This is a genomic window from Paraburkholderia sp. BL27I4N3 (genome assembly GCF_003386115.1).
Taxonomy (GTDB): Bacteria; Pseudomonadota; Gammaproteobacteria; order Burkholderiales; family Burkholderiaceae; genus Paraburkholderia.
Window position 1 is genome coordinate 7,497,010 of record NZ_QREJ01000001.1, and the last position, 16,811, is coordinate 7,513,820.

The following is a 16,811-nucleotide window of genomic DNA, read 5'->3' on the forward strand; positions in this document are numbered from 1 at the left end:
GGACCGCGATGAATTTCCAGCATACCGAAGACCGCCGCATGCTGGCGGATACGCTGAACCGTTTCGTGAGCGAGCAGTACGGCTTCGCGAAGCGCGACGAACTCGCGCGCAGCGATTCGGGCTTCAGCCGTGAACTGTGGGTTCGCTTTGCGGAACTGGGCGTCGTTGGCGCGCTCTTCGACGAGGCCGACGGTGGTTTCGGCGGACAGGGTTTCGATATTGCCGTTGTCTTCGAGAGCCTGGGACGCGGCCTCGTGGTCGAACCGTTCCTCGGCGCCCTGATGGTCGGGCGCGCGCTGGCCCTGGCTGGCAGCGACGCACAGAAGGCGCTGATTGACGGTTTGATCGAAGGCCACACTGCTGCGGCGCTTGCTCACGACGAACCCGGCTCGCACTACGAACTCGCGAAGGTGACCACGCGCGCCATGCGCAGTTCGAATGGCTGGGTGCTGACGGGCAGGAAGGCTGTCGTCCAGCTGGGCGCCGAGGCCGACTTCTTTCTCGTCTCGGCGCGTACCAGCGGTGCCGCCGACGCCGAAGAGGGCATCTCGCTCTTCGTCGTTCCGCGCGAGACGGAAGGCGTCGCGCTGCGCGGCTACGGAAAGATCGACGGCGGGCGCGCTGCCGAAATCTGCCTCAACGAAGTGTGTCTTCCCGACACGGCATTGCTCGGCGAACGCGATGGGGGCTTCACGACGCTTGAGCACAGCATTGGCGCGGGCGTGCTCGCATTGTGCGCCGAGGCACTCGGCGCGATGGACGTCGCGAAGGAACACACGCTCGAGTACCTGCGCACGCGCAAGCAGTTTGGCGTCGCGATCGGCAGCTTCCAGGCATTGCAGCACCGCATGGCTGATCTGTTGCTGGAGATCGAGCAGGCCCGCTCTGCGGTGATCAATGCGGCCGCCGCGTTTGGCGCGGGCCGGGTAGAGCGCGAACGCGCGCTGTCGGCGGCAAAGTACACGATCGGCCGCGTCGGTGCGCAGGTCGCCGAAGAATCCATCCAGTTGCACGGCGGCATCGGCATGACATGGGAACTGCCGCTTGCCCACTACGCGAAGCGCCTCGTGATGATCGACCATCAACTGGGCGATGAAGACCACCATCTCGAACGCTACATCACCTTGAACCGGAGTGAATCACGATGAACGAACCTATCCTTGCACACCGCGAAGGCGCGGTGCAGGTGCTGTCCTTCAACAATCCGTCTGCGCGCAATGCGCTCACGGCCGAGGTGTACGCGGCGCTTCCGGCTGCCATCGAAGCGGCGCAAAACGATCGCGAAGTCGGCGCTATCGTGCTGACGGGCGTGGGCGGCGCGTTCTGCGCGGGCGGCGACCTGAAACGGCTGGCGCAGCGGCGCCTGGCGACGCCGTCCGAGCGGCGCGCGGGCATCGAAAGTCTGCACAACATGATTCGCTCGCTGCGCGACTGCGGCAAGCCAGTGATCGCAGCGGTCGAAGGCGCGGCAGCCGGCGCGGGGCTCTCGATCGCACTCGCATGCGACATGCTCGTGCCCGCGCGCAACGCGTCGTTCTCCGTGGCCTACGTCAAGGTGGGCCTATCGCCCGACGGCGGGGCGACGGCGTTTCTGTCCGGTGCCGTCTCCCGGCAGCTGATGACGGAGCTGTGTCTGACGGGGCGGCCCGTCACGGGCGAACGCATGCATGCACTCGGCGTCGCGAATCGACTCGCCGAGCCGGGCAGCGCGCTGTCGGAAGCCGTGGCGCTCGCGCAATCGCTCGCGGCGGGACCCGAGCGCGCGATCGCACGGATCAAGAGTCTGTGCCGCCACGCGGGTGGAAACACGGTGGACGCGCAGCTCGACCTCGAAGCCGATTACATGGCGGAATCGCTTGGCGACGATGAATCCGCCGAAGGCATCAACGCCTTTTTCGATAAGCGCGCCGCCGATTTTTCGGCGTTGCGCCGTGCGTCCGAAGTCAGTTCGTGCTAGACGCGGCGCCTTCGTCACTCTTTGTCATTCCGGATCTGTCATGTCGAACCTCGATTCATCCCTGCCGCTTGCCGGTGTTCGCATTCTCGATTTATCCCGCGTGCTGGCGGGGCCGTGGTGCGCGATGGTGCTCGGCGATCTCGGCGCAGAAGTCATCAAGGTCGAGCATCCGAAGCGCGGCGACGACACGCGCGATTGGGGCATCCGCGTCGGCACGACCGAGACGGCTTACTTCAACAGCGTGAACCGCAACAAGCGATCGGTGTGTCTCGATCTGCAAACGGAAGAGGGCCAGCAGATCGCCCGCGAACTGGCACAGCAGTGCGACGTCGTGATCCAGAACTTCAAGTTCGGCGGCGCGGAGAAACTGGGCCTCGGTTATGAGGAACTCAAGGAAGGACGCGAGAACCTCATCTACTGCTCGATCTCCGGCTACGACCGGCGCGGGCCGGAAGCGGCGCGGCCCGGCTACGATCTTGTCATTCAGGGCGAAGCCGGGCTGATGGCGCTCAACGGCGAGGCCCATCAGCCGCCGCTCAAGTTCGGCGTAGCCGCCGTCGATCTGTTCACGGGGATGTACTCCGCACAGGCGGTGCTCGCAGCACTCTTCGAGCGTCAGAAGACGGGCAAGGGACGCCACATTGAAATGGCGCTCTTCGATTGCGGGCTGATGATCACGTCGTACTACGGACTGGAGGCGTTGATCATGGGCGAGGATCCGCCGCGCTACGGCAATTCGCATCCGTCGATCATGCCCTACGGCGTATTCGATGCAGAGGATGGCCCGCTTGTCATTGCGGTCGGCAACAACCGCCAGTACGAGCGATTCTGTCGCGAGGTCATCGAGCGTCCCGATCTCGTCGACGACGACCGTTTTCGCACGAACATTTCCCGCACCACACACCGCGAAGTACTCGCACCCGAACTCCAGCAAGAGATCAGGAAGCGCAAGCGCAAGGTGTTGCTCGAACGTTTGACGCAAGCCTGCATTCCTTGTGGCGAGGTCGCGGGCCTTCACGAAGCGCTCAATTCGACGCGAGCGGAAGAGGCTGGACTCGTGACCACCTACACACATCCCGAAGCAGGCAGCACGCATGTGCTCGCGCCGCCATATCGCTTCGACGGCGCGCGCCTTCCGGTTCGCACAGCCCCGCCGCAACTCGGCGAAGGCACGAACGATGTACTCCAGTCGCTGCTCGGGCTGTCCGCCGAACGGCTTTCGCAACTGAAGGCAGAAGGCGTCGTGTGACGCTGGATCACGCGTTATTGCACAAGGACCGTTCAATGAGTCAAACCGCTTTTACGAATGCTGTGACCGAACTGTTCGGCACGCGGCTGCCGATCGTTGCCGGTGGCCTGATGTGGCTCGCCGATGCAGACTATGTCGCCGCCGCCTCGCGTGCCGGCATCATCGGCTTCATCACGGCCGCGAGCTTCCCTGAGCCTGATGCACTGCGGGCCGAGATCCGGCGCTGCCGCGAACTGTGCGAGGGCGGCCCGTTCGGCGTCAACGTGTCGATGCTGCCGAAGCTCGTCCCGGGCGAGAAAACGCGCGAGGTGTTCGAGCTGGTCGCCGACGAAGGCGTGAAGTACGTCGAAACCTCTGGGCGCAATCCTGAGGAATTCATGCCGCTGCTCAAAGCGGCTCGCGTCAAGGTGCTTCACAAAGTGCCCGCGCTCCGGTTCGCGGTCAAGGCTGCCGCTGTCGGCGTCGATGCCGTGGCGATCGTCGGCGCGGAATGCGGCGGACATCCCGGTCTCGACATGGTGGGCTCGTTCGTCAACGCCGCGTGGGCCGAGAGCCACCTCGACATTCCCTATCTGATCGGCGGCGGCATCGGTCGCGGTTCGCAGCTTGCCGCGGCGCTCGCGATGGGTGCGTCGGGCGTGGTGGTCGGTACGCGCTTCGCCGTGGCCGAAGAGATCTGGGCGCACGACGACTACAAACGCCGTCTGGTGGAAGCCGGACCGACCGATACCGATCTGTGCATGCAGTCCGTGCGCAATACCGTGCGGACGCTGCGCAACGAGACGACGGCGGCCGTGAAGGAACTCGAGGCACAGAACCCGGACATCACGATTGCCGACCTGATGCCGATGGTCGCGGGCAAGATCGGTCGCAACGCTTATGTGACGGGCGACTGGTCGAAGGGATTGCTTTCCGCCGGACAGTCGCTCGCCTTCACCGACCGGATCGAACCGCTTGCTGACATCGTGCTCCGGTTCGAGTGCGACATGCGGCAGGCGATGGGACGGCTGGCGAGCCACTGACGCTGCCAGGCAAGCGGTGCCGACAGAAGCCCGCGGCGCGGTTGCATCGAGCCCCGAGACGCTCATTTCGTTCCGACAACAGACAACAGACAGCAGGCAGGAGACAAACGCATGCAGCAAGCCCATATCGAATCAATCCAGGCGAGCCCCGCGTACCGGCGGCTCATCGCGTCACGCCGCCGATTCAGCTTCACGCTGACCGCGCTGATGATCGCCACGTATTACGGCTTTATCCTGTTCGTCGCGGTGGCGCCGCATCTGCTGGCGCGACCGTTGTATGCGGGCGCGACGACCACGATCGGCGTACTCGTGGGCGTCTGCATCATTGCGGTGGCGATTGCGCTGACCGCCTGGTACGTGTTTCACGCAAACCGCAGCTTCGATCCTTCGATGCGCGCGCTACTCGTCAACGCATCGCAGGAGAGTGAAGCATGAAGCTCGTTCGTTCTTTATTGTGCGCGGGTCTCGCATCGACAGCGGCGCTCGCTCGCGCGTCGGGCATCGAAGCTCCGGTGGCTGACCGCGTCGAACTGAACCCGGTGGCGATCGGCATGTTCCTGCTGTTCGTGCTCGTAACGCTCGGCATCACGCGCTGGGCTTCGCGTAGAACGCGCACGACGCGCGATTTCTATAGCGCGGGCGGCGGTATCTCCGGCTTCCAGAACGGGCTCGCGATCGCCGGGGACTACATGTCGGCGGCGTCGTTCCTGGGCCTTTCCGGCATGGTGTATCTGTTCGGATTCGACGGCCTGATCTATTCGATCGGCTTTCTGGTCGGCTGGCCGTTTGTGATGTTCCTGCTCGCTGAACCCTTGCGCAATCTGGGCAAATATACGTTCGTCGACGTGGTCGCCTACCGCTTCGAGCAGGCGCCGATCCGTCTGTTGACGGCGAGCACATCGCTCGTCGTCGTGGTGTTCTATCTGGTCGTGCAGATGGTCGGCGCGGGCAAGCTGATCCAGTTGCTGTTCGGCTTGAAGTACTGGATGGCGGAAGTGATTGTCGGCGCGCTGATGGTAGTCTACGTGTTCTTCGGCGGCATGACGGCCACCACGTGGGTGCAGATCATCAAAGCCGTGCTGCTGCTATGCGGCGCGACGTTCATGGCCGTTACCGCGCTCGCTCAGTTCGGTTTCAGTCCCGACGAGATGTTCCGGCGCGCCGTCGACGTTCATCCCGGCGCGCTCAGCATCATGGCGCCCGGCAAGCTGCTGAAGGACCCGCTCAACGCGCTGTCGCTCGGCATCGCGCTGATGTTCGGCACGGCGGGGTTCCCGCATATCCTGATGCGTTTTTTCACGGTGCCGAGCGCGAAAGAGGCGCGCAAGTCGGTATTCATCGCAACGGGGTTCATCGGCTACTTCTATCTGCTGACGTTTGTTATCGGCTTCTCCGCGATTGCGTTGCTCGCGCAGCATCCCGAGTTCTTCAAGACGGCGGCAGACGGGCATTTCAATCTCACGCGCGACCTGCTGGGTGGTTCAAACATGGTTGCCGTCAAGCTGGCGCAGGCGGTGGGCGGCAACCTGTTTTACGGGTTCATCGCCGCCGTCACGTTCGCGACGATCCTGGCCGTGGTGGCGGGCCTCACGCTCTCCGGCGCGACCACGGTTTCGCACGATCTGTACGCGTGCTGGCTCGCGCGAGGCAAGCCGAATGAAGCCCATGAAATGCGCATTTCGCGCGCAGCGACGCCGATTTTAAGCGTCGTCGCCATCGGCCTCGGCATTCTCTTCGAGCATGTCAATGTGGCGTTTCTGGTCGGCCTCGTGGCGGCCATCGCGGCGAGCGCGAACTTCCCGGTGCTGGTGTCGTCGATCTTCTGGCGCGGCATGACGACGCGCGGCGCGGTAGTTGGCGGCGCGCTCGGCCTGATATCCGCCGTGCTGCTGACGCTGCTGTCGAAATCGGTGTGGGTCGACGTGCTGCATCACGCGCATACGCCCGTGTTTCTCGACAATCCCGCGCTGGTTTCAGTGCCGCTAGCGTTTGCGGGAATCTGGCTCTTTTCGATACTGGATCGCGGTGCTCGCGCGCAGCGGGAGCAGGAAGCGTTTGCGTTGCAGGAGTTCTATGGGCAGACGGGCTTGCTGCCGATAAAGGCCGTCGACCATTGAAGCGCAAGCGATTGCATTCAGGAATCGGTCAGCGCTTCACGCAACGTCGAGCGAAATCGCCGCACGGCTGGCGACATGGGGGTTTTCCTGCGATAGAAAAGCCGAACCTTGCTTTCGAATAATGCCGTTTCGTAGGGCAGGGCCGCGAGATCGCGTCCCGCATAGGTCTGGAGCATCTGTTCGGTCAGCATCGTGATCAGATCGCTGTTGCGCAGCAGCGATGTCAGCAGCGAAATCGACGCGTCGGTTTCGATCACGGCCTGCGGGGACGCCAGATCGTGGTCCTGGAAGTAGCGATCCACGATCTGGCGCAACCCATGTCCTGGCAGCGGCAGCAACCAATTTGCCGCTTGCAGCAGGCGTGGATCGGCAGGCGTATGCGCGAGCGGATGACCCTGCCGCGCGACGATCCGGTAGCGCTGGCTGCCGATGTCATCGGACTGGAGTTCTTCGTCCGCGACGGTCTGCGGCGTAAAGCAAAGCGCGAGATCGAGTTGCCCGTCCTTCAGTTCGTCGAATAGTAGCGCCGACACCTGCACGGAGAGCCGGAACGAGACGGTGCTCTCGCGAGCCGTATAGCGGGCGAGGATGGGCAGCAGCGCGGATTCCAGCAGGGCGGGCACGACGCCGATGCGAATCTTGCCCGCCGATGCGGACTTTGCCGCTGACATGTCAGCATAGGTTTGCGCGACCGATGCACCGACATCGGCAGCACGCTCCACCAGCACGCGTCCTGCCGCCGTCAGTTCGACACCCCGGCCTGTGCGGTCGACGAGGCGGGTGTCGAATTCCGTTTCCAGCCGTTGCAGGATCTTCGACACGGCGGATTGTGTCAGCCCCGTTTTCTGGGCAACTCGATGCAGATTACGCGTTTCAGCGAGCACGGAGAACACGTGCAGGTCTTCGATTCTCATTCTTTCTCCGCCGGCCGTTGTTCGGTCCCACTCTAGCGTAAATCTATTCGCTGGAGCGCCGGTATTCCTCCCCGGAATCAAAGCTCGCCGCGCTTTCCGCGTGGCGCGTCGAACAATGACGACATCATGTTTCGTTCGATTCGAGGAGGCATCTTGTCCGACCTTTCCAATGCGGTGATAACTGGCGTCGAGGCGCCGATGCCAGCGGCGAACCGCTTCGCGACGGTGGCCGTCATGCTCGCCGTTGCGCTGGCGACGCTCGATACCGCAATCGCCAACACGGCGCTGCCCGCGATCGCCGCCGATCTACATACGACGCCGGCCGAATCGGTATGGATCGTCAACGGCTATCAACTCGCGATGGTCGCGACGATACTGCCTTTCGCGGCGCTGGGCGATGTGTTCGGGCACAGGCGCGTCTATATCGGCGGCCTGGCCTTGTTCACGGCCGCATCGCTGGCCTGCGCGGCGGCGCCGACGCTGTCATTGCTCACCGCCGCACGGCTTCTGCAAGGAGTGGGCGGCAGCGCGATCACGAGCGTCAGTATTGCGCTCGTCAGTGCGCTGTATCCGCGACATCGGCTTGGACGCGGCGTGGGGGTCAATGCGCTTGTCGTCGGCGTGTCGGTCGCCGTCGGGCCGACCCTCGCCTCATTGATCCTTTCGACCACATCGTGGTCATGGCTCTTCATGATCAATGTGCCGCTTGGGCTGATTGCACTCGCGTTTGCGGTGCCCGCGCTGCCACATACGGCCAGAGGCGCGCATCCGTTCGATCCCGTCGCGGCCTTGCTGAACGTGATCACCTTTGCATCGCTGATCTTCGCGCTCGGCGAAGGAGGGCAGCGTGCGCCCACGATTCGAGTGCTCGGCGCGCTTGTCATCGCACTGATTTTCGGCGTGTGCCTGATACGGCGCGAGGCCGCGCGACTCGCGCCGATGCTGCCCGTCGATCTGTTCCGGCGGCCTGAGTTCGCGCTGTCGGCCGTAACGGCGGTGTGCGCGTTCGCCGCGCAGGGCTTCGCGTTCGTATCGCTGCCGTTCTACTTCGAAGACGTGCTGCATCGCAGCCAGATTGAGACGGGGTTCCTGATTACGCCCTGGCCCGTTGTCGTTGCGCTTGTCGCGCCCATTGCCGGACGCCTGTCGGATCGCTATCCGGCTGGCGCACTGGGCGCGGCCGGGCTCGCCTGTCTGTGCGTGGGTCTCGTGTCGCTCTCGTTGCTACCCGCACATCCTTGCGCGTACTCGATCGCGATACGGATGGGGATCTGCGGTGTCGGCTTCGGTTTTTTCCAGTCGCCGAACATCAAGGCGTTGATGGCAAGCGCGCCGCACGCGCGCAGCGGCGGCGCCAGCGGTGTCGTCGCGACCTCGCGCCTGATCGGACAGGCCACGGGCGCTGCGCTGGTTGCGTTGTTTTTTGGACTGGACGGACAGCACGGGCCGATACTCGCTCTGCTTGGCGGCGCGATGTTCGCGGGCATTGGCGGCATAGCGAGCGGCTTGCGGTTGATGGCGCACCCGCATCGGGCAGGGAGCGCCGGGGAGTGAAATGGGCATCGCGTGCCACACGCATGGGTGACGTCACCGCCAGGACGGTGGCCGTGTAGGCCACTCGCGTCTGCAACACGGCGGACATGAAGTGATCTCAGCATGAAGTTTTGCGGTGTCTGGTCAATTAGCTGCGATTCCGTGACGTGGGCACTTCAAGAGGCGGGCGGATGCATGTGATTTCCCCAAGCCTGAAGCAGTCCATAGAAGGACGGACTGGGTGGGGGTTCAAGTGGCGGCAACGGTTGCCCCGTCAAGCGCTACTGAACACGCTCGTGGCTCACGCCGGCTATTTCGCGTACTTTGCCAACGAGGAACGGATCGCCGGGTCGTTCATGTTTTTTGGCGTAACGGTGACCACGTCGACAAATATATTGCGGGGCGGCGGATGGCCCTGCAGTGCCTCCACTAGCGATGCCAAGCCGAGGTAACCCATGCGATAAGGGTCCTGCAATATGGCGGCGTATACGATTCCTCTTTTGAGGCCTTCCAGGAATTCCGGACGCCAGTCGAACAGCACAAGGCGCGGGCGCTGGCCGACTGCCGCATTTTCAATTACCCGCAGAGCGCCGTAGGCGATGGGTTCGGCCGGCGCGAAAACGGCATCCAGGCGGCCTGGGTACGTGTTTAACACCTCAGCGATCCGTGCTTCGGCATCGCGGGGGCGATACCCGACGTAGGTATCGATCACCACATCCCATCCCTCGCTCCGGGCGACGCTTAAGAATCCGCTTTCTCTCGCGGTAGTCGAACTGACGTTGGGCGCGAGCCGCAGCATCGCCACCTTGGCACCCTTTTTCAAAACCGGTACCAGGCTGAGGGCGGCCTTCCTGCCTGCGCCGAAATTGTCTGTGTATACGGTCGAGATGCCGTCGTAATCGGCGTTATACCGATCGACAAGGATCAGGGGGACAGGGATTGAAACCCGCGTGTCGCTTTTCAATGGTTCCGGTGCAAGTAGCACACCCGCGACTCCTTGCGTCACCATGTAATCGATAATGCGCAACTGGATATTTGATGTATCGAGCGACTCACCGTCGGACGGGCTGCGGGTCAGCAGATCTACATGATGATCACGGGCCGACTGTTGTATTCCCTTGAGCATCGTCTGGTAAAAAACAAGCGACGAGCCCGGTAGGACGACGCCGATCGTGGTCGCATGCACGGTCTGCACGATCCCCGCCAACGACCAAAGCAGCATGAATAATCTCAGAGGTCCAAGCATGGTGTGTCCACTGGCAGTGGCCTGGAGCCGACCGCGTAAGCTTGCGGGAGAGCATTGCCGTGTTATGAAGGTTCTTGCCAGCCATGCGAAATCGTTACCTCGGGCCAATTTTCACCAACCTTGCGGAATAATAAGCCGATGTAGCCATCCAACGCGCTTATTTCACTAAGTTTTTTTCCCGGACTGGGACGCATCTTCCTCGGCTTCGAGTGCCGTCACCATCTCGTCCGCGGCCCATTTTAGTTCGGGCACATAGCGGCGCTTCGCTTCCGCAAGCGTTACCGCGCGCGACAGAAAAACTACGTTCAGGCTCGCAAGTACCCGCTCGCGCGAAACGATCGGAACCGCAACGGCGCCGATCTTGTTCTGAGCCGTCCAATCGCCGTGATTCGAACCGAATCCATCAGCGCGCACGCGTCGGACGAGACTGCGAACGAGGGCATCGTTGGAGGCCAGCGCCTTTTGTTCATCGCCGCCGGCACCCGATCGCAGCATATCGAGAATGTCCTCTCGCTCGCCGTCGGGGCACAGCGCGAAATAGGCACGGCCGGAAGCCGTCAGCAGAATGGGCAAGCGTCGGCCGACCATCGACCGATGAAAAGATAGCTGACTAAACCGATGCGTCGTCTCGCGAATGATCATGGCGTCGCCGTCGGGCGTCGTCAGATCGGATGGCCACGCGACTTTCTGGAGCAATCGACCCATGATCGGCGGGGCGATGGTCGCGATGCGTTCATCGTCCGTGAAGCCTTCGCTCAACGAACGGACGTCGAGCGTCAGGCGAAAGCTGTCGTCCGACGTACTCCGTCGAACGAACCCCTCTTCGACCAACGTCTCCAGCAAGCGACGCACTGTCGTGCGGTGCAAGCCAATTGCATCGCTGATCTGCTGGCTCGTGGCGCGACCGCTTTCGATTGAATTCAGTGCGCGCAGGACCTGGAGGCCACGCGCCAGCCCACGAACGTTCGTGTATTTCGTCACCGCTGAAAACATCCTTATAAATCAATTATGTGCATTCTATGCACATTTTCTGGATTTTGTTGAGCGGCTGGGGCGCGCTCCATAGACTGCATCAAAACCAACTATTCAAGGAGACACGTGACGCTGTCACGCATGTTCTCCTGGCTGTGACTGAACCAGACAGTACCGGACGCGACCACGAACCTCATTCGTCGCGCACCTTAGGAGACAGACATGCATTCCGCCATCGACACGGCGGCCGTCAGCGGCCGTCCCGAGATTGTGTCAACCGACATCGCCATCATCGGCGCCGGACCCGTCGGCCTCATGGTCGCCAACTATCTGGGACTGCAGGGCGTACGCGTCGTGCTGATCGAAAAGCTCGACCAGATCATCGACTACCCGCGCGCTATCGGGCTCGACGATGAAGCTCTGCGTGTGTTCCAGTCAGTCGGCCTGGCAGAGGAACTGCTGCCTCATACGACGCCGGACCACTGGATGCGCTTCGTCACGCGCACGGGCCGCTGTTTCGCGTCAATCGAGCCACGCACTGACGAATTCGGCTGGTCGCGCCGCAACGCGTTCATTCAGCCGCTTGCCGATCGCATCCTGTTTCAGGGGCTGCAACGCTTCGCGCACGTACAGGTGCTATTCGGACACACCGTAGCGGGTTTTGCACAGGACGACACCGGCGTGACGATCGACGCGCAGGCTGCGAGTGGCGCGATCAGGTCGATCCGCGCTACCTACATGGTCGGCGCGGACGGCGGCAACAGCTTCGTGCGCCGCGTGCTCGACGTACCGTTCGAAGGACGCACCAAGCCGAATCAGTGGATCGTCGTCGACGTGCGCAACGATCCGATCGGCTCACCCCATGTCTACATGCATTGCGACCCGGCGCGCCCCTATGTGTCGGCGGCGTTGCCGCACGGAATCCGGCGCTTCGAATTTATGGTCATGCCGGGGGAAACGGAAGAAGAACTCTCGAAGCCCGAGAACATGGCGGCGTTGATCCGCAAGGTGGTCGGCAATCCCGAGAAGGTCGATTACATCAGGAAACGCGTGTACACGCATAACGCGCGGCTTGCCAGCACGTTCCGCGTGAAGCGCGTGCTGCTCGCGGGAGACGCCGCACACATCATGCCGGTGTGGCAGGGACAAGGCTACAACAGCGGTATTCGTGATGCGAACAATCTCGGCTGGAAGCTGGCGTTGGTGGTAAAGGGTCTCGCCGGCGACAGCCTGCTAGATACATACACGACCGAGCGGCGCGCGCACGCGCGCTCGATGATCCACTTGTCGGAGGTGGCCGGCGACATCTTCGCGCCAACTAGCAGGCTCGGCACGAAGTTCCGCGACGGCTTCGTCCGGTCGCTCGGCATGCTTCCTTCGTTCAAGCGATATTTCGTCGAGATGCGTTTCAAGCCGATGCCGCGTTATGAATCGGGCGTAGTGATATTGCCCGAACGCGAGCAGCGCGACGGCTTCCTCGCGCGCCTGCTCGACGGTTTCGGTCATACGGCGCTCGGACGGATGCTCGGGCTGATGAGCGAGAAGCGTGAGTCGCTGCTCGGCCGTCTCGTACACGGGCGCGACTCCGCGAGCCAGTCGCCCGTGGGCCGCATGTTCATCCAGCCGCGCGTGCGTTCAGTCGATGGCGCCGTCTTGCGTCTCGATGATGTAATCGGCAATCGCTTCGCGATCATCGGATGGGGTTCGGACCCGAGCTTCGGATTGACGCCGGAGGCACGCGAAACGTGGAAGAGACTCGGCGGTTGCTTCGTGATCGCGAAGCCAGATACGCAGTTGATGTATCGCGAGGACGTGCCGGCGGGCGTGATCGCCGTCGGCGACGTGAGCGGCCGACTGAAGGACTGGTTCACGCGCGTGCCGGAATCGGTCGTGCTGCTGCGCCCGGACCGCTTTGTCGCGGGCATGTGTTCGCCGCAGGAAGTGTCGTGGGGCATCGAAGAACTGGCGGGCAAGCTGGGTTCGCCAACGCTCGCTTTCCCGGATATTCATCCCGCGAATGAAGTTGCAGGCGAAACGGCCATCGCGGTCGAAACGGGAGTCTGACATGCCGATCCTTCTCGAATGCCTGTCTCACACGCCGCTGCACGGTTATCACGATCCCGCGCCCGAGATCGTCGCGGAAGTGGAGCGAGTGCAGCGTGCCGCCCGCGCCCGCGTCGAATCCTTCGATCCAGAACTGGTAATCGCGTTCGCGCCTGATCACTACAACGGCTTCTTCTATGACGTGATGCCGCAGTTTTGCATCGGTATCGCGGCGACGGCCATCGGGGACTTCAACAGTCTTGCCGGCCCGCTTGACGTGCCGGAGGACGTCGCGCTCGCTCTGGCAAAGGCCGTGCTTGCAAGCGAAGTCGATGTGTCCGTGTCGTACCGCATGCAGGTGGATCATGGCTGCGCGCAAGCCCTCGATGTGCTGACCGGTGGACTTGATCGCTACCCGGTTGTACCGGTGTTCATCAACTCGGTAGCATCGCCGATGGCATCGTGCCGCCGCTCGCGCCTGCTCGGCGATGCGATCGGCCGCTTTCTCTCGCGCACAGCCAGGCGCGTGCTCGTGATCGGTTCCGGCGGCATCTCACACGAACCGCCCGTGCCGGAGATCGCCGGTGCGAACGCCGAGGTCGCCGAGCGGCTGATCGCCGGGCGCAATCCGTCTGCCGAATCGCGCGAGGCGCGGCAGGCGCGCACGGTGGCGGCAGCGAAGTCTTTTACCGCCGGCGACAGCCATCTGCATCCACTCAATCCTGAGTGGGACCGCACATTTCTGGATCTGCTCGCCGCCGGCGACCTCACCGCCGTCGATTGCATGACCAACTCGGCGATCACCCGCGACGGCGGCAAGTCCGCTCACGAGATCCGCACCTGGATCGCCGCGTTTGGCGCGCTTGCCGCTTACGGCTCTTATCGGGCGTCGCTCGATTATTACCGGCCTATCCCCGAATGGATCGCGGGCTTCGGCGCGATGCATGCACAACCCGGGACCCAAGGAGACTTTCATGCCCAATGAGCAAACCGTGCTTGCGCTGGCCGCGCGCCTTCGCGATGCCGAATCCGCAAGACAATCCGTCGCACCCGTACGCGATGAGATTCCTGGGGGCGACGATGCGGCGCTCGCGTATGCCGTGCAGCGCGCCCGCGTCGACGCGCGATGCGCGCAAGGCGAACGCGTGGTCGGCCGCAAGATCGGTCTCACGTCGATTGCGGTGCAACGCCAGCTTGGCGTGGACCAGCCGGACTTCGGCACGCTCTTCGCATCGATGGCCTACGGCGACAATGCACCGATGCCGCTCTCGCGCCTGATCCAGCCGAAGGTCGAAGCGGAAATCGCGCTCGTGCTGCAGCGCGACCTCGTGCTTGAGAGGCACACGTTCGCTGACCTGATCGACGCGAGCGCCTACGCGCTTGCCGCAATCGAAGTGGTCGACAGCCGCATCCGCGACTGGGACATCCGCTTCGTGGACACGGTTGCTGACAACGCATCGAGCGCAATGTTCGTGCTCGGTAGCCGTCCCGTACCGCTCGCAGAACTCGATCTCGCAGCCTGCGCGATGACGCTCTCGCAGGACGGCGAGGTGCTTTCTCGCGGCAACGGCTCGGCATGCCTCGGCAATCCTCTAAACGCAGCCGTGTGGCTCGCCGATCGCATGGCGCAACTCGGCACGCCGCTTCGTGCCGGCGACATCGTGCTGACAGGTGCGCTCGGGCCGATGGTGGCTGTCACCGGACCCGCCACGTTCACCGCGCAAATCGACGGACTGGGCAGCGTCCGCGCTACTTTTACCGACCAGGAACTTCCATGACCACCGACAAACTCAAGGCCGCGATCATCGGATCCGGCAACATCGGCACCGATCTGATGATCAAGATCATGCGCCACAGCAAGTATCTGGAAATCGCCGCGATGGTGGGCATCGACGCGGCATCCGACGGCCTCGCACGCGCCGCGCGTCTCGGCGTCGCGACAACCCATGAAGGCGTTCAGGGATTAGTGCGTATGCCTGTATTCAACGACATCGAATTTGTATTCGATGCGACCTCGGCAAGTGCTCACGTGAAGAACGATGCGTTCCTGCGTGCGCTCAAGCCCGGCATCCGCCTGATCGACCTCACGCCCGCGGCCATCGGCCCGTACTGCGTGCCGGTCGTCAACCTCGATGCGCATGTCGAGAGCCGCAACGTCAACATGGTGACCTGTGGCGGCCAGGCGACCATTCCGATGGTAGCGGCCGTGTCGCGCGTGGCGAGAGTGCACTACGCGGAAATCGTCGCGTCGATCAGCAGCAAGTCGGCAGGGCCGGGCACGCGCGCCAACATTGACGAGTTCACCGAGACCACCTCCAAGGCGATCGAAGCCGTGGGCGGTGCGGCGAAGGGCAAGGCCATCATCGTGCTCAACCCGGCCGAGCCACCGCTCATGATGCGCGACACCGTCTATGTTCTCTCCGAATTCGCGGACCGCGCGAAGATCGAGGCATCCGTTGAGTCCATGGCCGCAGCAGTGCAGGCCTACGTGCCGGGCTATCGCCTCAAGCAGAAGGTGCAGTTCGACGAGATCACCGCTGATGCGCCACTCAACATTCCGGGCCTTGGCCGCTTTAGTGGCTTGAAAACTTCCGTGTTCGTTGAAGTGGAAGGCGCTGCACACTATCTGCCAGCGTACGCCGGCAATCTCGACATCATGACATCGGCCGCGCTAGCCACTGCGGAACGCATGGCGCAATCTCTCGCGAACGCATAAGGGAGCATGAACATGAGCAAGAAACTCTATATCTCCGACGTTACGCTGCGCGATGGCATGCATGCGATCCGTCATCAGTATTCGATCGCGAACGTGCAGGATATCGCCCGCGCACTGGACCGGGCGAAAGTCGACAGCATCGAGGTCGCGCACGGCGACGGTCTGCAAGGATCCAGCTTCAACTATGGCTTCGGTGCGCACAGCGATCTCGAATGGATCGAAGCGGCGGCGGATGTCGTGAGCCACGCAAAAATTGCCACGCTGCTTTTGCCGGGCATTGGCACCATCCACGATCTCAAGGCCGCATACGACGCAGGCGCGCGCATCGTGCGCGTCGCCACCCATTGCACCGAAGCCGATATCTCGAAGCAGCATATCCAATACGCGCGCGAACTCGGCATGGACACCGTCGGCTTCCTGATGATGAGCCACATGACGACGCCCGAGCATCTCGCCGCTGAAGCGAAGAAGATGGAGAGCTACGGCGCGACATGCATCTATGTGGTCGACTCGGGCGGCGCAATGAACATGAACGACATCCGCGCGCGCTTTCGCGCATTCAAGGAGGTGCTCGATCCCGCCACCCAAACGGGCATGCACGCGCATCACAACCTGAGCCTCGGTGTCGCAAATTCGATTGTCGCGGTGGAGGAAGGGTGTGACCGCATCGACGCGAGCCTGGCGGGCATGGGTGCGGGAGCGGGCAACGCGCCGCTCGAAGTCTTCATCGCGGCAGCCGAGCGCCTCGGCTGGAATCATGGCACTGATCTCTACACGCTGCTCGACGCCGCAGACGATCTCGTGCGGCCGTTGCAGGATCGCGCGGTTCGCGTGGATCGCGAGACGCTGGCGCTTGGTTACGCGGGCGTCTATTCGAGCTTCCTGCGCCATTCGGAAGTTGCGGCGAAGAAGTACGGCCTGAAGACTGTCGACATTCTCGTCGAGCTTGGCCGCCGCCGCATGGTGGGCGGGCAGGAGGACATGATCGTCGATGTCGCACTGGACCTGAAGCGCGAACTCGAAGCGCGCGTCTGAACGAACA

The 16,811-nt window shown here is 62.9% G+C and carries 15 protein-coding genes; 12 read left to right on the forward strand and 3 right to left on the reverse strand.

Going from position 1 to position 16,811, the window contains the following annotated elements:
• The first annotated feature begins 8 nt into the window (after positions 1-8).
• The 6 genes from B0G71_RS33995 to B0G71_RS34020 all read left to right on the forward strand — a co-directional run bounded on the left by B0G71_RS33995 (position 9) and on the right by B0G71_RS34020 (position 6,345).
• Positions 9-1,148: an acyl-CoA dehydrogenase family protein gene (locus tag B0G71_RS33995; RefSeq protein ID WP_116147434.1), complete on the forward strand. Its 1,140-nt coding sequence runs from the start codon at positions 9-11 to the stop codon at positions 1,146-1,148.
• The gene (locus tag B0G71_RS34000) at positions 1,145-1,957 is read left to right on the forward strand and encodes an oxepin-CoA hydrolase, alternative type (protein WP_116147436.1); all 813 of its coding nucleotides are present in this window, start codon (positions 1,145-1,147) and stop codon (positions 1,955-1,957) included. The genes B0G71_RS33995 and B0G71_RS34000 overlap by 4 nt, the downstream gene beginning before the upstream one ends.
• Positions 1,958-1,997: 40 nt before the next feature.
• On the forward strand, positions 1,998-3,206 hold the full coding sequence (locus tag B0G71_RS34005; protein ID WP_116147438.1) for a CaiB/BaiF CoA-transferase family protein: 1,209 nt from the start codon (positions 1,998-2,000) through the stop codon (positions 3,204-3,206).
• A gap of 35 nt (positions 3,207-3,241) precedes the next feature.
• Positions 3,242-4,228 (forward strand): nitronate monooxygenase family protein, encoded by a 987-nt coding sequence (locus tag B0G71_RS34010; RefSeq protein ID WP_116149116.1) that lies wholly within the window; start codon positions 3,242-3,244, stop codon positions 4,226-4,228.
• A 111-nt stretch (positions 4,229-4,339) separates the two neighbouring features.
• Entirely contained in the window at positions 4,340-4,663 is a 324-nt protein-coding gene (locus B0G71_RS34015) for a DUF485 domain-containing protein (RefSeq protein ID WP_116147440.1), read from the forward strand.
• Positions 4,660-6,345, forward strand: coding sequence for a cation acetate symporter (locus tag B0G71_RS34020; RefSeq protein WP_116147442.1), 1,686 nt, complete (start codon positions 4,660-4,662; stop codon positions 6,343-6,345). The genes B0G71_RS34015 and B0G71_RS34020 overlap by 4 nt, the downstream gene beginning before the upstream one ends.
• Before the next feature lie 17 nt (positions 6,346-6,362).
• On the opposite strand, the gene B0G71_RS34025 is transcribed toward B0G71_RS34020, so the two are convergent.
• Positions 6,363-7,259, reverse strand: a complete 897-nt coding sequence (locus B0G71_RS34025) for a LysR family transcriptional regulator (RefSeq protein ID WP_116147444.1) — start codon at positions 7,257-7,259, stop codon at positions 6,363-6,365.
• A 198-nt stretch (positions 7,260-7,457) separates the two neighbouring features.
• Between B0G71_RS34025 and B0G71_RS34030 the strand changes: the two genes are divergently transcribed.
• On the forward strand, positions 7,458-8,813 hold the full coding sequence (locus tag B0G71_RS34030; RefSeq protein WP_181916942.1) for an MFS transporter: 1,356 nt from the start codon (positions 7,458-7,460) through the stop codon (positions 8,811-8,813).
• A gap of 289 nt (positions 8,814-9,102) precedes the next feature.
• Here B0G71_RS34030 and B0G71_RS34035 read toward each other — a convergent pair whose 3' ends face one another.
• Together B0G71_RS34035 and B0G71_RS34040 are read right to left on the reverse strand one after the other, a co-directional pair.
• Positions 9,103-10,014 carry a substrate-binding domain-containing protein gene (locus B0G71_RS34035; RefSeq protein ID WP_116147446.1) on the reverse strand — a complete coding sequence of 304 codons (912 nt, stop codon included), beginning with the start codon at positions 10,012-10,014 and terminating at the stop codon, positions 9,103-9,105.
• Positions 10,015-10,203: 189 nt separating this feature from the next.
• Complete coding sequence (locus B0G71_RS34040; RefSeq protein WP_116149120.1) at positions 10,204-11,019, reverse strand: DNA-binding transcriptional regulator; 816 nt, start codon at positions 11,017-11,019, stop codon at positions 10,204-10,206.
• 213 nt (positions 11,020-11,232) lie between these two features.
• Between B0G71_RS34040 and B0G71_RS34045 the strand changes: the two genes are divergently transcribed.
• The 5 genes from B0G71_RS34045 to dmpG are packed head-to-tail and all read left to right on the forward strand — an operon-like array spanning position 11,233 to position 16,804.
• Positions 11,233-13,074: a bifunctional 3-(3-hydroxy-phenyl)propionate/3-hydroxycinnamic acid hydroxylase gene (locus B0G71_RS34045; protein WP_116147448.1), complete on the forward strand. Its 1,842-nt coding sequence runs from the start codon at positions 11,233-11,235 to the stop codon at positions 13,072-13,074.
• 1 nt (position 13,075) lies between these two features.
• Positions 13,076-14,038, forward strand: coding sequence for a 3-carboxyethylcatechol 2,3-dioxygenase (locus B0G71_RS34050; RefSeq protein WP_116147450.1), 963 nt, complete (start codon positions 13,076-13,078; stop codon positions 14,036-14,038).
• The gene (gene mhpD, locus B0G71_RS34055; protein ID WP_116147452.1) at positions 14,028-14,831 is read left to right on the forward strand and encodes a 2-keto-4-pentenoate hydratase; all 804 of its coding nucleotides are present in this window, start codon (positions 14,028-14,030) and stop codon (positions 14,829-14,831) included. Before B0G71_RS34050 ends, mhpD begins: the two co-directional genes overlap by 11 nt.
• On the forward strand, positions 14,828-15,769 hold the full coding sequence (locus B0G71_RS34060) for an acetaldehyde dehydrogenase (acetylating) (protein WP_116147454.1): 942 nt from the start codon (positions 14,828-14,830) through the stop codon (positions 15,767-15,769). Before mhpD ends, B0G71_RS34060 begins: the two co-directional genes overlap by 4 nt.
• 12 nt (positions 15,770-15,781) lie before the next feature.
• A complete protein-coding gene (dmpG, locus tag B0G71_RS34065; protein ID WP_116147456.1) occupies positions 15,782-16,804 on the forward strand; it encodes a 4-hydroxy-2-oxovalerate aldolase in 1,023 nt (340 codons plus the stop codon).
• Positions 16,805-16,811 lie beyond the last annotated feature (7 nt).

Excerpts from the sequence above, each read along its gene's own strand:
- B0G71_RS34010 (WP_116149116.1), top strand. The coding sequence starts at position 3,242 with ATGAGTCAAACCGCTTTTACGAATGCTGTGACCGAACTGTTCGGCACG.
- B0G71_RS34020 (WP_116147442.1), top strand. The coding sequence starts at position 4,660 with ATGAAGCTCGTTCGTTCTTTATTGTGCGCGGGTCTCGCATCGACAGCG.
- B0G71_RS34030 (WP_181916942.1), top strand. The coding sequence starts at position 7,458 with ATGCCAGCGGCGAACCGCTTCGCGACGGTGGCCGTCATGCTCGCCGTT.
- B0G71_RS33995 (WP_116147434.1), top strand. The coding sequence starts at position 9 with ATGAATTTCCAGCATACCGAAGACCGCCGCATGCTGGCGGATACGCTG.
- B0G71_RS34005 (WP_116147438.1), top strand. The coding sequence starts at position 1,998 with ATGTCGAACCTCGATTCATCCCTGCCGCTTGCCGGTGTTCGCATTCTC.
- dmpG (WP_116147456.1), top strand. The coding sequence starts at position 15,782 with ATGAGCAAGAAACTCTATATCTCCGACGTTACGCTGCGCGATGGCATG.
- B0G71_RS34060 (WP_116147454.1), top strand. The coding sequence starts at position 14,828 with ATGACCACCGACAAACTCAAGGCCGCGATCATCGGATCCGGCAACATC.
- B0G71_RS34000 (WP_116147436.1), top strand. The coding sequence starts at position 1,145 with ATGAACGAACCTATCCTTGCACACCGCGAAGGCGCGGTGCAGGTGCTG.
- mhpD (WP_116147452.1), top strand. The coding sequence starts at position 14,028 with ATGCCCAATGAGCAAACCGTGCTTGCGCTGGCCGCGCGCCTTCGCGAT.
- B0G71_RS34015 (WP_116147440.1), top strand. The coding sequence starts at position 4,340 with ATGCAGCAAGCCCATATCGAATCAATCCAGGCGAGCCCCGCGTACCGG.
- B0G71_RS34035 (WP_116147446.1), bottom strand. The coding sequence starts at position 10,014 with ATGCTGCTTTGGTCGTTGGCGGGGATCGTGCAGACCGTGCATGCGACC.
- B0G71_RS34050 (WP_116147450.1), top strand. The coding sequence starts at position 13,076 with ATGCCGATCCTTCTCGAATGCCTGTCTCACACGCCGCTGCACGGTTAT.
- B0G71_RS34045 (WP_116147448.1), top strand. The coding sequence starts at position 11,233 with ATGCATTCCGCCATCGACACGGCGGCCGTCAGCGGCCGTCCCGAGATT.
- B0G71_RS34025 (WP_116147444.1), bottom strand. The coding sequence starts at position 7,259 with ATGAGAATCGAAGACCTGCACGTGTTCTCCGTGCTCGCTGAAACGCGT.